This is a genomic window from Caballeronia sp. LZ024 (assembly GCF_031451455.1).
Lineage (GTDB): Bacteria > Pseudomonadota > Gammaproteobacteria > Burkholderiales > Burkholderiaceae > Caballeronia > Caballeronia telluris.
This window is the reverse complement of sequence record NZ_JARUXL010000003.1, coordinates 423917-436642: the sequence shown is the minus strand read 5'-3', so window position 1 is coordinate 436642 and position 12726 is coordinate 423917. Positions and strand designations below refer to the sequence as shown.

Sequence of the window (12726 nt, the reverse complement as noted above, 5' to 3'; positions counted from 1 at the left end):
CGCGACGCATCAAATCCGGTACAGCGCCACGGCGTTGTCGTGAAAGAGCGCGAGTCGCTCTTTCGGCGCGAGATCCGCGACCATCGACTTGAAGCCGCTCCACAGATCGCCGAGCGACACCACCACGCTATCCACCGGAAAGTTGCTCGCGAACATCGCGCGCTGCCAGCCGAAGATGCGCAACGCATCGCGCACGACCAGCCCGTTGCGCTCGACGCTCCATCGCACGTCCGGCTCGCCCAGCCCCGACACTTTCAGCCACACGTTCGGGCACGCCGCGAGCGTTTCGAGCGCCGCGCGCCAGCCGCGCAGCCCTGCTTCGCTGCGATCGGCGGGCAATCCCGTGTGGTTCACGATGATCGGGACATCGGGGAAATCGCGCGCCAGTTCCGCCGCTTCGCCGAAATGCCACCAGGGCGCCTGCAACTCGAACATCAGGCCGCTTTTCGCCAGCAACGCATAGCCACGACGCCAGCGTTCACAGCGCATCGAACCAGCGGCGGCGAACGTCGGCGTGTGCTCACCGAGCGGGACCGCCTTCGGCTTGTGGCGCACCGTGCGCACGAGCGGCATCGACGCGAACTCGCCCAACACAGGTTCGATGTCGAAGCGATCGAGCCACACCTGTCCGACGATCGCGTTCGGCAAGCCGCAACGTGCGTTCAGGGCCGACGCCCAGCGCGCTTCGCCGAGCGGATCGCGCGGGTCCCACTCGCCTTCCATCATCACCGTCTTCACGACGCGATGACCTTCGGTTTGCGCGAAGTAGTCGACGGGCAGGAAGTCGCGGCAGATCGGCTCGTAGTCGCCGTAGCGAAATGGAATGCGCGGACGGTCGCACAGCCACGGATGGTAGTTGCGCTGCAAGTCCCAGAAGTGATGATGCGCATCGACGATGGGCAAGTGCGCGTCGTCGCCCGTCGCGAGGAAGCGTTCGCGGAGCGCGCCGATGTCGGGTTCGTGCGTGTGCATCAGCGTATCCGGTCGAGCGCCATCTGCGTCGCGATGTCGAAGGCCTTCTGCGTCGCGCCGACGTCCGCGCGGCCCGCGCCGTGGATGTCGAACGCGGTGCCGTGCGCGGGTGTCGCGATCGGCACGGGCAGTCCGCCGTGCACGGTCACGCCGCGCCAGAAGCCCATCAGCTTCATCGCGATCTGACCTTGATCGTGGTACATCGTGACAACGCCGTCGAACGCCTTCTGATCGCGGGCGCGCACGAAAATGGTATCGGCGGGAAATGGGCCTTGCGCGTCGTAACCGAGCTTCTTCGCCTCTTCCACCGCCGGCGCGATCACGTCGATTTCCTCGCGGCCGAACGCGCCGTTGTCGCCGTTATGCGGATTGAAACCGCACACGGCGATGCGCGGCTTTGCGTTGCCCGCGCGCTTCAGGCCGTCATGAATCAGCCGCACCGCGCCGATGATGCGCTCGGGCGTCAGTCTTGCACTGACGTCCTTCAGCGCGATATGCGAGGTCACGCGCGAGGTCCACAGTTCGTCGAGCACGTTGAACTCGCAGAAGGCGCCGTCGTAGCGAAGCTGGCGCGCGAACCATTCCATCTCGTCGCCGGTTTCCATGCCCGCCATGTGCAGAGACGTCTTGTTGACGGGCGCGAAGAGCATCGCCTGCGTCTCGTTCGCCTGCGTAAGCGCCAGCCCTTGCTTGAACGCTTCGAGGCTGTAGCGGCCGCCGCGTTCCGTCGATACGCCGCGCTCGTAAGGCGCGTCGTCCGGCAGGCGGAAGTCGATGAACGACGGCACATCGGTATTCGTGGCGGCCGACTTCGCATCGTCGACGAGGGTGTAGTCGAAGCGTTGTCCAGCGATCTCCATGCCCTTTTCCAGCTCGCGCCGGTCGCCGATGACGAGCAGATCGGCGCGCGCGCGATTCGCAGGCTTCGCGACGAGACGCGCGATCAGTTCGGGGCCGATTCCGGCCGGATCGCCGAGCAGGACAGCAATGCGAGGTTTCATCGTGTTCACCTTGTATTCGTGCTTTCAGTGTGTGCGGCGCAGATCGATGGCGATCGAGCCGAAAATGTAGACCAGCGCGCAGGCGCTGTAGAACTGCAGCACGGCGTCGAACGATCCCGTGCGCTGCAGGATGAAGCCGGTGATGAGCGGAATCGAAATTCCGCCGATGCTGCCGAAGCAGTTCATCAGCGCACCGAGCAGCCCGACGCGGCGCGGACTCGCGAGCAGCGACGGCAAGCTCCAGTAGAGGCTGCCCCACATCAGGAAGAACGCTGCCGCGCAGAGCACCGCGACCGCCACGACCGCCGAGGTGATCGACGGCAGCAACCAGAAGACCGCGAGCGTCGTGAGCCCCGAGACCGTGACCATGCCCTTCACCACCTTGCCGCGCGACATTCCGCTCGCGCAAAGCGCGTCGCAGAGGAAGCCGCCCGCGAGCGAACCCAGCGCGCCCGACAGGAAGATGAAGAACGTCGACGTGCCGATCTGCTGGAGGCTCAAACCGCGCGCCTGGGTCAGATAGCTCGGTCCCCACGTGAGCAGGCCGAAGAAGATCATCGCCCAGCTCATGCGGCCGATGCACATCGCGACAGCCGAGCGCTTCGGGAATGCCGGCTCATTGTCGGCGGCGGATGCGGCGTTCGCAAGCGGCGGCGCCCCATCGCGGATATGGTCCAGCTCGGCGGCGTTCACGCCCGGGTGTTTCGCCGGATCGTCGCGCAGGTAGCGCCACGCGAGCCAGCCGCACGCAATCGTGACGAGACCCGCCGCGATGAACGCCATGCGCCACGAGCCGAACACGAGGATCAGGTTGGAGATCGCGAGTCCCCCGATGGCGGCGCCGAGCGGCGAGCCGGCGTCCATCAGCACGGCGCCGCGCGCGCGTTCGTGACGCGAGAGCCAGAGCGCGTTGAGCTTGCTGCCCGCGGGAAAGAGCGGGGCTTCCGCGCCGCCGAGGCCCACGCGCATGAGCAGCATCGAGAGACCGCCGGTTGCCGCGCCGAGGAGCGTCTGGAACACGCCCCACAGGATCGTCGCACCGGCGATCACGCGACGCGGACCGTACCGGTCGATGAGCCAGCCGCCCGGAATCTGCAAGAGCGCGTAGGACCAGAAGAAGCTCGACAGGATAAGGCCCTGCATCGTCGGCGAGAGCGCGAACTCCTTGGCGATGGTGGGCATGGCGATCGACAGCGAGATGCGGTCGACGAGGTTCACGAGCGTGATGAGAAACACCACGCCGAAGATGCGCCAGCGCACGCTGGTGGACCGGTCTGCGCGGATCGCGCCGTGGGGGGCCGCGCGGGCTTCGGCTTGTGTCTGCATTTCCTGTCTCCTGATTTTATTCGCTGGCGCTTGGGGGTAGTCGTTCAATGCGCTTTGGTGAAACTTGCTTCGCAACCAGTACGAACCGCAACCGCGCGATCGATGTACCCCTCGTTAGCGAAGCGAAAACGGATGGATGACTGCTGTGCCAATCCGTTCACTGTGCGATGAAACGGTGATCAATCGCACCAAGTCCCGTCGATGTTTGAGGACGACACTTAGGCGGTATGTCCACTCAGTATTTAAACTGCGTTGCCGCTAAAAAACTGCTGCCTGAAAAAGCTGCTTTCTTTGCTTACTTTCTTTGCTGCTGCAAAGAAAGTAAGTCCCGCCCCGGACAGGGGCAGAGCCAATAGACCGACGCGAAACCAAGTTCTATGGAAGCGCATCAAAACCAAGCGGCGTTCGACACCCCTTCACTCGATGATGTCGAAATCCGCGAGATGCTTATTGGAAAGCGAAATACCGAGTCCGGGCGTCTCGTCCGAAAGCTGCAGGAAGCCGTTCTCAGGCTGCGGCTCGCCTTCGAAGATGTAGTAGAACAACTCGTTGCCCACTTCGACGTCGAACACCGGGAAGAACTCCGACATCGGGCTCGCGGTGGTCGACATCGTCAGGTGATAGTTGTGCATCTGGCCCGCGTGCGGGATCACGGGCACCGACCATGCCTCGGCCATCGCGTTGATCTTGCGCGCCGCCGTGATGCCGCCGACACGGTTGGTGTCGTACTGGATCACGTCCACCGCGCGGCGTTCGAGCAGGTCCTTGAAGCCATAGCTCGTGTATTCGTGCTCGCCGCCCGACACCGGGATGATGTTCATCTTCTTCAGTTCCTGATAACCCTCGACGTCGTCTCCGATCACCGGCTCCTCGATCCAGCGTGGATTGAACTCGGCAAGTCGCGGCAGCATGCGGCGCGCGTATTCGAGCGTCCAGCCCATGTAGCACTCGAGCATGATGTCGATGTCGTCGCCTGCCAGCTCGCGCAGGAGGCGCACCTGTTCGAGGTTCTTTGCCATGCCCTTCGGACCGTCCTTCGGGCCGTAGCCGAAGCGCATCTTCATCGCGGTGAAGCCCTGGTCGAGATAGCCCTGCGCTTCCGACAGGAACGCATCGCGGTCGTCGTTGTTGTAGAGCTTCGATGCATAGCACCAGATCTTTTCTTTCGTGCGCCCGCCGAGCAGCTTGAACACCGGCTTCTTCGCGGCCTTGCCCATGATGTCCCACAGCGCGATGTCGACCGCCGAGATCGCCGCCATGCCGATTCCCTTGCGACCCCACGCGAGCGTGCGGCGGTACATCTTCTGCCAGAGGTATTCGTTGTCGAACGGGTCTTCGCCGATCGCAATCGGGGCGAGATATTCATCGACGATCTGCTTGGCGATACGCGGCGCAAGCGCGCAGTTGCCGATACCGATCGTGCCGTCGTCGCACTCCACCTCGACGACGAGCCAGCCATGAAAGCGGAACGAGCCCATCGCGTCGCCGCGTTCGTACAGGATGTCCACGGCGTTCGTGCAGAAGTGCGCCTGCGGCGGCACGACCTTGCCTTTCCATTCGAAGACGCGCGTGCGGATGTGCTTGATTTTCATAGCGGGATATCTCCGTGATGTTGTCGGTGGCCCGGCGTTCGTCCGGCGCCGTTTTCAGTGACGCTAGTGTGCGAAACTATGCGATAACTGACCATTGAATATTTCGAATCAGCCTATTTCCTGGAGTTATCGCTCGCATGATCGCGCCCGCCTCGACCATCAAGAAACGCCTGCGCCTGCGCCATCTTCAGTTGATGGTCGCGCTCTCGGAAACGGAATCGCTCAGAAGCGCCGCCGACGATCTGGCGATGACGCAGCCCGCCGCGACCAAGGCGCTGAAGGAACTGGAGGATACGGTGGGCGTGTCGCTCTTCGTGCGCCATGCGCGCGGCATGGAGGCGACCATCTACGGCGAGGCGGTGATGCGCTACGCGCGCGTGGTGTTCGAGGATCTCGAAGAGTTGCGCGAGGAGCTTGCCGCCATCGAAGCGGGCGACATCGGCAAGGTACGCATCGGCGCGGTGATGGCGCCCGCGCCGGACCTGCTCACGCGCGTGATCGTCACGTTGAAGGAAGCGCATCCGCGCCTGCAGATCACGGTGCAGATCGACACGAGCGACGTGCTCGTGCAGGCTTTGCAGCAGGATCAGCTGGATATCGTCGTGGGGCGGATTCCGTATGGCTTTCCCGCGCTCGATCTGAGCTTCGAGACGCTGTCGGAAGAAGCCCTTTCGATCGTCGCGCGGCCGGAGCATCCTGTCGCGCATGCGCCCGCGAAACCGAAGCTCGCGGAACTGGCGGCCTATCCGTGGATCGTGCAGCCGCATCCGAGCCCGATGCGGCAGGTGATCGACCAGACGTTTCGCGAGTCGCGCGTCGCGCCGCCGGTGAGCACGGTGGAGACGTCGTCGATCCTCACGACGCTTTCTCTTCTGCGCGATTCCGACATGCTCGCCGTGCTGCCGAGTTCGGTCGCGCAATACTACGCGGCGCTCGATACGATCGCGATGCTGCCCACGCCGCTGCGCGGACGCCTCGCGCCATACGGGCTGATCCTGCGGAAGAACCGCCGCATCAGCCCGGCGACGCAGCTCGTGATCGACGCCATACGCGCCGCGTAATGGCCTCAGTGGCCGAGCCTTTCGGCCAGTTCGAGATCGCGCTCGCGCGTGACGTCCGTCGAGCCGATGCCCGGCTCCAGCGCGATGTCGGGCCGCATGAAGAACGTCATCACGATGCCGACGGCGAGCAGCCCGAGCGATCCGGCGAACGGCAGCGTCCAGCTTCCGGTGTGATCGACGACGAAGCCGAACACGATCGGCGAGAAGATGCCCGCCACCGCCGATCCCGCGTTGACGAGTCCGCTCGCGATGCCGACGTGCTTCGGCGTGATGTCCATCGGCACGGCCCAGATCGGCCCGATGGTCATCTCGAGGAAGAAGAACGAGAGGCTCATCGACGCGGCCATGATCGGCAGCGACTTCACGAACATGACCGGCGCGAGGAAGACGAGCGCGCCGAGGAACGCGACGATGATCATGTTGCGCCGCGCCGCGACGACGTTGCCGGTGCGCTTCAGGATGCGGTCGCTCAGCACGCCGCCCGCCGTGTTGCCGACCACGCCCGAGAGGAACACGCCCGCCGAAAAGAGCGCCGAACTCTTCAGATCGAGGCCGCGTCCGTGCATGAAGAACGTCGGCAGCCAGGTGAAGAAGAGCCAGCCGGTCCAGCCATAGCAGAAGTACACGATCATCGTCGGCCCAATGCGCTTGATGAGTCGTCCCCAAGGCGTCGGCTCGCGCGTCTTCTCGATCACGACCTTGCCCGCCGGCGGCAGTTCGGCTTCTTCCTCGGCCGTCATGTGACGATGCTTGCGCGGGTTGTCGGCGAAATACCAGGCATAGACGACGACCCAGATCGCCGTCAGCACGCCGACGAGAATGAACGACGCGCGCCACGAAGCGAACGCGACGATCAGCGCGATGAGCGGCGGCGTCACCGCATTGCCGAGGCGCGAGAACGAGTGCGTGAGGCCCTGCACGAAGCCGCGCTTGCTCGCGGGATACCAGTTCGTCAGCGCGCGCGCCTGAGCCGGCAACGCCGCGCCCTCGCCGACGCCGAGCAGCATCCGCGCGCAGAAGAGCGACGCGACGCCGCCGGCGAAGCCCGTCGCAACCGTCGCGACGATCCAGATCGAAGCGCAAATGGTCAGTGTGGTCTTCGCGCCGAAGCGGTCGCTGACCCAGCCGCCGATCACCTGGCAGATCGCATAGGTGTATGCGAACGCGGCGAACACGAGGCCGACGTCGGTATTGGTCAGATGCAGGTCGTCGCGGATGATGCCGGCCGCCGCCGACAGGTTCACGCGATCCAGATACATGATGAACGACATCGCGCACATGATCGCGAGTATCGAGCGGGTGACTCTTGGTCGATGGAACATGTCTCCTCCGGTTGCGCTTGGCTGCGCTTCTTCGATGTCCTCGCGTGTCCTCGGCATGCAGCGAGCGTGCTGCGAAGGACCGCGTGGAGGCCAAGTCTCGGCAATTCAGCGATATCCGTCCACTGAATTTACGGAATGCGTCGATATCCTGCGGTTATCGCTCGCGCGGCCGCCTCGTGCGGCTGTATCGGGCTAATGCTCATGGCGCGCGGGCGCGTTCGTCGTATATTCGCTGTCGGGCATGCCGGGTTCCGCGCCGTGTGCGTGCGCTTTGCCGGTTATCCGCTGGTCCAAAAAAACAGGAGACGTCGATGAACAAGGCACTTCAGGGTTTATTGGCCGTCGCGGCGGCGTCCGCGTGCGTGCAAATCCAGGCGCAGGAAGTCGTGACGATCGGCCATTCCGCGCCGCTCACCGGCCCGCAGGCGGTCAACGGCAAGGACAACGAGAATGGCGCGCGCATGGCGATCGACGATCTCAACAAGCGCGGCGTGACCGTCGCGGGCAAGAAGATCACGTTCAAGCTCGACTCCGAAGACGACCAGGCCGACCCGAAGATCGGCGTGCAGATCGCGCAGAAGCTCGCGGACAGCGGCATCGTCGCCGTGGTCGGGCCGTACAACTCGGGCGTGGCGATCCCCGCGTCGCGGGTCTACAACACGGCGGGCATTCCGATGCTGCCGGTCGCCTCCAACCCCGCGCTCACGAAACAGGGATTCAAGAACATCTTCCGCATCGGCGCAAGCGACGAACAGCTCGGCGGCACGATGGCCGAATTCGCCGTGAAGACGCTCAAGGCGAAGACCGCCGCCATCATCGACGACCGCACGGCTTATGGACAAGGCGTCGCGGAAGAATTCGCGCGGGTCGCGAAGGCGCAGGGCCTGCAGATCGTCGATAACCAGTACACCAGTTCCAGCGCCACGGACTTCCTCGGCATCCTGACCACGATAAAGTCGAAGAATCCGGACGTGATCTTCTTCGGCGGCTATGCGTCCCAGGGCGCGCCGATGGCGAAGCAGATGCGTCAGCGCGGGATTCGCGCGAAGCTGCTCGGCGGCGATGGCATCTGCTCGGCGGACATGGGCAAGGTGGCGGGTGCGGACGCGTCGATCGTGTACTGCGCGCAGGGCGGCACGTCGCTCGACAAGACCCCGGCGGGCAGCGACTTCCTGAAGCGCTACAAGGACACGTATCACACCGACACGCAGGTGTACGCAGTCAGCTATTACGACGGCGTGATGCTGCTCGCCGATGCCATGGTCAAGGCGGGCACGACGACCGACAAGGCGAAGCTGATCGCGCAATTGGCGAAGTCGGATTACAAGGGCATCGCGGGCACGTATTCATTCGATGCGAAGGGCGATCTGATCGGCGCGCCGACGACCGTGTACACGATCAAAAACGGCCTGCCCGCGCCTTACGCGCAATGATGGAGAACGCATGAAGATCACGAAGGCGATCAGCACAGTCGAAGTGCATACGGGCGGCGAGGCGTTTCGCATCGTCACGAGCGGACTGCCGCGGATGCAGGGCAAGAGCATCGTCGCGCGTCGCGCATGGCTCAAGGAACACGCCGACCACATTCGTCGCGCGCTGATGTTCGAGCCGCGCGGACACGCCGACATGTATGGCGGCTACCTGACCGAACCCGTGAGCGAAGGCGCGGACTTCGGCGTGATCTTCGTGCACAACGAAGGCTACAGCGACCATTGCGGCCACGGCGTGATCGGACTCGCGACCGCCGCCGTCGAACTGGGCTGGATCGAACGCACGTCGCCGGAAACGCGCGTGGGAATCGACGCGCCGTGCGGCTTCATCGAAGCGTTCGTCCAGTGGGACGGCGAACACGCGGGCAACGTGCGCTTCGTCAACGTGCCTTCGTTCATCTGGCAGCGCGACGTGACGGTCGATACCCCGACTTTCGGCAAAGTGACCGGCGACATCGCGTTCGGCGGCGCGTTCTATTTCTACGTGGACGGCGCGCCGTTCGATCTGCCGGTGCGCGAATCAGCAGTCGTTCGACTCATCGCGTTCGGCGCGGAGGTGAAGGCCGCGGCGAACGCGGCGTTCAAGGTCGTGCATCCGGAGATCCCCGAACTGAACCACATCTACGGGACGATCATCGCGAATAGTCCGCGGCATGCGGGGTCTACGCAAGCGAACTGCTGCGTGTTCGCCGACCGCGAAGTCGACCGCTCGCCGACAGGCTCGGGCACCGCGGGCCGCGTCGCCCAGCTTTATTTGCGCGGACAACTCGGCCGTGACGAGACGCTCGTCAACGAATCGGTGATCGGCACGGTGTTCAAGGGACGCGTCCTGCGCGAGACGAAACTCGGCGAGTTCGACGCCGTGATTCCCGAAGTGGAAGGGAACGCGTATATCTGCGGATTTGCGAACTGGATCATCGACGAGCGCGATCCGCTGACTTACGGTTTCCTCGTGCGTTAAGCCGCGTTTGTCTGAAGTACGCGGTCAGCCCAGCCGCGACGAGTGCGTGCTTTCGTTCGTCACGAGTTCCACCGGCGTCTCGATGTACGGTGAAAGATCGTGCTGCTTCCTTCCTTCGACGAGCGCCTTCAACGCCACGTCGATGCCGAACACGGCCTGCCGCGCCGCGAACTGCTCGACGGTCGCGAGCACGCGGCCGTCCGCGAGCATCGGGCGAATCTGCCCGATGTTGTTGTAGCCGGTCACGTACACGCGCCCGCTGCGTCCCAGCGCGCGCACGACGCCCGCCGCACCGATCGCGATGTTGTCGTTGGCGCACAGCAGCGCACGCATGCCCGGATGCGCGTTCAGCATCGACGATGCGATCTCGCGGCCGCTCGACACGCTCCAGTCGCCCGACTGAACCGCGACGATCTTCACGCCGGCGGCATCCATCGCTTCTCGGAAGCCCGTCGTGCGCTCCTCGGCATTGCGGTCCGCCGCCACGCCTTCGATGACGCCCACTTCGTCGCGCGGCGTGAGCCGCTGCGCGAGATAGTGCCCGACGAGCCGCGCGCCCTTGCGGCTGTCCGGTCCGACGAACGGAATCGACACCTGCGCGGCGTCTTCGGCCGCATCGTCGAACGGATTGTCGATTGCGATCACGACGATGCCCGCCGAAATCGCCTTCGCGGCCACCGGCACGAGTGCCTTCGAATCGACCGGCGCGATGACGATCGCCGCGGCCTTCGCGACGATCATCTCTTCGACGAGCCTGATCTGCCCGGCCGTATCGGTTTCGGTTGCGGTGCCGCTCGTCGTCAGGTCGAGTTGCGACGCGTAGTGTCGCTGGTAGTTCGTCGCACCGTCGATCATCGCGACGACGAAGGGATCGTCGACCGACTTCATCACGAGCGCAATGCCGAACTTGCGGTCCGCGACCGCATCGACACGCGCGACCCGGCCCAGCCCGGCCGCCGCGAGCGCGGACGCGACAAGCATGCGGCGGCGAAGAATGCGTGTCATCTGGAGAGCCGTCGTGTCATGGCAGGCGATGATCGATTGTACCTTCGCATGTCTCGCCGTCAGACGCGATAAAACCCGCACTCCACTGCTTCTGCACGCAACACTTGGGCGTTGCGCGCTGTCCCGCTTTGCAACACCCGCGCACGTCGGCTTCTCGCGCTCACGACCGCGTGGCGGGCCTCTCCGCCAATGGCATACGACTTGCCTTGAGCCTTGACGCGGCGCCCCACGATACCGCGCTGCGCCACAACGAATATCAAGGAGACAGGGATGAGAACGACTTCGATACCGAGGCTCACGGCACTCGCCGCGATCACGACGACGGCACTCGCCGCCGTGTACGCATACGCCGCCGACGCGTATCCGCCCGTGACCTACGAGCGGCTCACGAACGCGCAGGAGGACCCGGGCTGGCTCACGTACTACCGCAACTACGGAGGCCAGTCGCACTCGCCGTTGAAGCAGATCGACGCGTCGAACGTGAAGAAGCTGAAGCAGGTGTGGAGCTACAAGTTTCCGGCCGAACTTCAGCAAGGCTTCGAAGCGACGCCGCTCGTGAACGGCCGCTATCTCTTCGTCACCACGCCGAAGGACAACGTCTACGCCTTCGATGCCGCAACCGGCAAGCCGCTCTGGAAGTATGAACCGAAGCTCGGCGCGGAATCGTTCAAGACCGCCTGCTGCGACGTGATCAACCGGGGCGTCGCGCTGTATGGCAAGAACGTCTATGTCGCGATGCTTTCCGGCGACGTCGCCGCGCTCGACGCCCAGACCGGCGCGCTCGTCTGGAAGAAGCAAATGTTCGAGCCGGGCATCGGCTATGCGTTCTCGCTGGCGCCGCTCGCGCTCGACGGCAAGCTGATCGTCGGCAGCGCGGGCGGCGAGTACGGCGCGCGCGGTTTCATCGCGGCGCTGAGCCCCGACGACGGCAACGTCCTCTGGAAACGCTTCACGGTGCCCGCCGCCAACGAGCAGCACGGCGATACCTGGCCGAAGGGCATGCAGGAGCACGGCGGCGCGCCCGCGTGGCTGACGGGCACCTACGACGCGGCATCGAAGACGCTCTACTGGGGCGTCGGCAATCCGGGACCGTGGCTCGCCGACCTGCGTCCCGGCGACAACCTCTATTCCGACTCGCTGCTCGCGCTCGATCCGCAAAACGGCGACCTCAAGTGGCATTACCAGTACACGCGCCACGACACGTGGGACTACGACGGCGTGAACACGCCGGTGCTCGCGAAGATCACCTACGAGCAGAAGGACTACGACGCCATTATCCACGCGGACCGCAACGGCTACTTCCACGCGATCGACCGCACGACCGGCAAGCTGATCTACGCGAAGCCGTTCGTCACGGCGACTTCGGTGAAGGGCTACACGGCCGACGGCAAGCCGATCCAGGACGACTCGAAATACCCGAAGGTCGGCACGACGATCGACACGTGTCCGAGCTTCCTCGGCGGCAAGAACTGGTGGTCGGTGTCCTACGATCCGCAAAAGCATCTCGCGTTCGTGCCTTCGCTGCATGCGTGCATGTCGCTGTCGGGCAAGTCGGTGAACTTCATGGAAGGCCTGCCGTATCTCGGCGAAGGTTTCGAGATCAAGCCGGAACCGGGCAGCAAGGGCTATGGCGAACTGCAGGCCATCGACGTGAACACGGGCAAGAAGGTCTGGAGCCACTGGACCAAGCTGCCGTGGAACGGCGGCGTCGCGACCACTGCGGGCGGTCTCGCGTTCAGCGGCTCGCTCGACGGCCATCTCTACGCCTTCGACGAAACGAACGGCAAGATCCTCTGGCAGAGCCCGAAGCTCGCGAGCGGGATCATCGCGCAGCCTTCGGTGTTCGAAGTCGACGGCCAGGAATACGTCGCGATCCTCACGGGCTACGGCGGCGCCAACCCGATCTGGGGCGGCCCGATGGCGAAGGCCGCCGAGAAAATCCCGCGCGGCGGCACGCTGTACGTGTTCGCGTTGCAGCACGGCTGATCGGGCGATG

The 12726-nt window shown here is 64.5% G+C and carries 10 protein-coding genes; 4 read left to right on the top strand and 6 right to left on the bottom strand.

Translation table 11 applies throughout. The features are described 5' to 3' along the window. Positions 1-9: 9 nt before the first annotated feature. The 4 genes from QCE48_RS19480 to QCE48_RS19465 form a co-directional block, all read right to left on the bottom strand. Positions 10-972, bottom strand: a complete 963-nt coding sequence (locus QCE48_RS19480) for an amidohydrolase family protein (RefSeq protein ID WP_309784145.1) — start codon at positions 970-972, stop codon at positions 10-12. Continuing rightward, on the bottom strand, positions 972-1973 hold the full coding sequence (locus QCE48_RS19475) for a 4-hydroxythreonine-4-phosphate dehydrogenase PdxA (protein ID WP_309784143.1): 1002 nt from the start codon (positions 1971-1973) through the stop codon (positions 972-974). Before QCE48_RS19475 ends, QCE48_RS19480 begins: the two co-directional genes overlap by 1 nt. A 24-nt stretch (positions 1974-1997) precedes the next feature. Next, the gene (locus tag QCE48_RS19470; RefSeq protein ID WP_309784142.1) at positions 1998-3299 is read right to left on the bottom strand and encodes an MFS transporter; all 1302 of its coding nucleotides are present in this window, start codon (positions 3297-3299) and stop codon (positions 1998-2000) included. A gap of 416 nt (positions 3300-3715) precedes the next feature. Continuing rightward, complete coding sequence (locus QCE48_RS19465) at positions 3716-4891, bottom strand: L-rhamnonate dehydratase (RefSeq protein ID WP_309784141.1); 1176 nt, start codon at positions 4889-4891, stop codon at positions 3716-3718. 137 nt (positions 4892-5028) lie between these two features. Here QCE48_RS19465 and QCE48_RS19460 point away from each other — a divergent pair, with 137 nt between their 5' ends. Then, the gene (locus QCE48_RS19460; RefSeq protein WP_309784140.1) at positions 5029-5952 is read left to right on the top strand and encodes a LysR family transcriptional regulator; all 924 of its coding nucleotides are present in this window, start codon (positions 5029-5031) and stop codon (positions 5950-5952) included. A gap of 5 nt (positions 5953-5957) precedes the next feature. Here the strand turns inward: QCE48_RS19460 and QCE48_RS19455 are convergent, their stop codons facing one another. Beyond that, positions 5958-7274 (bottom strand): MFS transporter, encoded by a 1317-nt coding sequence (locus QCE48_RS19455; protein WP_309784139.1) that lies wholly within the window; start codon positions 7272-7274, stop codon positions 5958-5960. Between the two features lie 311 nt (positions 7275-7585). Here QCE48_RS19455 and QCE48_RS19450 point away from each other — a divergent pair, with 311 nt between their 5' ends. Together QCE48_RS19450 and lhpH are read left to right on the top strand one after the other, a co-directional pair. Then, the gene (locus QCE48_RS19450; RefSeq protein ID WP_309784138.1) at positions 7586-8707 is read left to right on the top strand and encodes a branched-chain amino acid ABC transporter substrate-binding protein; all 1122 of its coding nucleotides are present in this window, start codon (positions 7586-7588) and stop codon (positions 8705-8707) included. A 10-nt stretch (positions 8708-8717) separates the two neighbouring features. Continuing rightward, complete coding sequence (lhpH, locus tag QCE48_RS19445) at positions 8718-9725, top strand: trans-3-hydroxy-L-proline dehydratase (RefSeq protein ID WP_309784137.1); 1008 nt, start codon at positions 8718-8720, stop codon at positions 9723-9725. Between the two features lie 24 nt (positions 9726-9749). Here the strand turns inward: lhpH and QCE48_RS19440 are convergent, their stop codons facing one another. Continuing rightward, positions 9750-10730 (bottom strand): substrate-binding domain-containing protein, encoded by a 981-nt coding sequence (locus QCE48_RS19440; protein ID WP_309784136.1) that lies wholly within the window; start codon positions 10728-10730, stop codon positions 9750-9752. A gap of 270 nt (positions 10731-11000) precedes the next feature. Here QCE48_RS19440 and QCE48_RS19435 point away from each other — a divergent pair, with 270 nt between their 5' ends. Further along, entirely contained in the window at positions 11001-12716 is a 1716-nt protein-coding gene (locus tag QCE48_RS19435) for a methanol/ethanol family PQQ-dependent dehydrogenase (protein WP_309784134.1), read from the top strand. Positions 12717-12726 lie beyond the last annotated feature (10 nt).

Bases quoted from the DNA above. Each gene is read 5' to 3' on its own strand.
- QCE48_RS19440 (WP_309784136.1), bottom strand. From the start codon at position 10,730: ATGACACGCATTCTTCGCCGCCGCATGCTTGTCGCGTCCGCGCTCGCG.
- lhpH (WP_309784137.1), top strand. From the start codon at position 8,718: ATGAAGATCACGAAGGCGATCAGCACAGTCGAAGTGCATACGGGCGGC.
- QCE48_RS19470 (WP_309784142.1), bottom strand. From the start codon at position 3,299: ATGCAGACACAAGCCGAAGCCCGCGCGGCCCCCCACGGCGCGATCCGC.
- QCE48_RS19455 (WP_309784139.1), bottom strand. From the start codon at position 7,274: ATGTTCCATCGACCAAGAGTCACCCGCTCGATACTCGCGATCATGTGC.
- QCE48_RS19465 (WP_309784141.1), bottom strand. From the start codon at position 4,891: ATGAAAATCAAGCACATCCGCACGCGCGTCTTCGAATGGAAAGGCAAG.
- QCE48_RS19475 (WP_309784143.1), bottom strand. From the start codon at position 1,973: ATGAAACCTCGCATTGCTGTCCTGCTCGGCGATCCGGCCGGAATCGGC.
- QCE48_RS19460 (WP_309784140.1), top strand. From the start codon at position 5,029: ATGATCGCGCCCGCCTCGACCATCAAGAAACGCCTGCGCCTGCGCCAT.
- QCE48_RS19435 (WP_309784134.1), top strand. From the start codon at position 11,001: ATGAGAACGACTTCGATACCGAGGCTCACGGCACTCGCCGCGATCACG.
- QCE48_RS19480 (WP_309784145.1), bottom strand. From the start codon at position 972: ATGCACACGCACGAACCCGACATCGGCGCGCTCCGCGAACGCTTCCTC.
- QCE48_RS19450 (WP_309784138.1), top strand. From the start codon at position 7,586: ATGAACAAGGCACTTCAGGGTTTATTGGCCGTCGCGGCGGCGTCCGCG.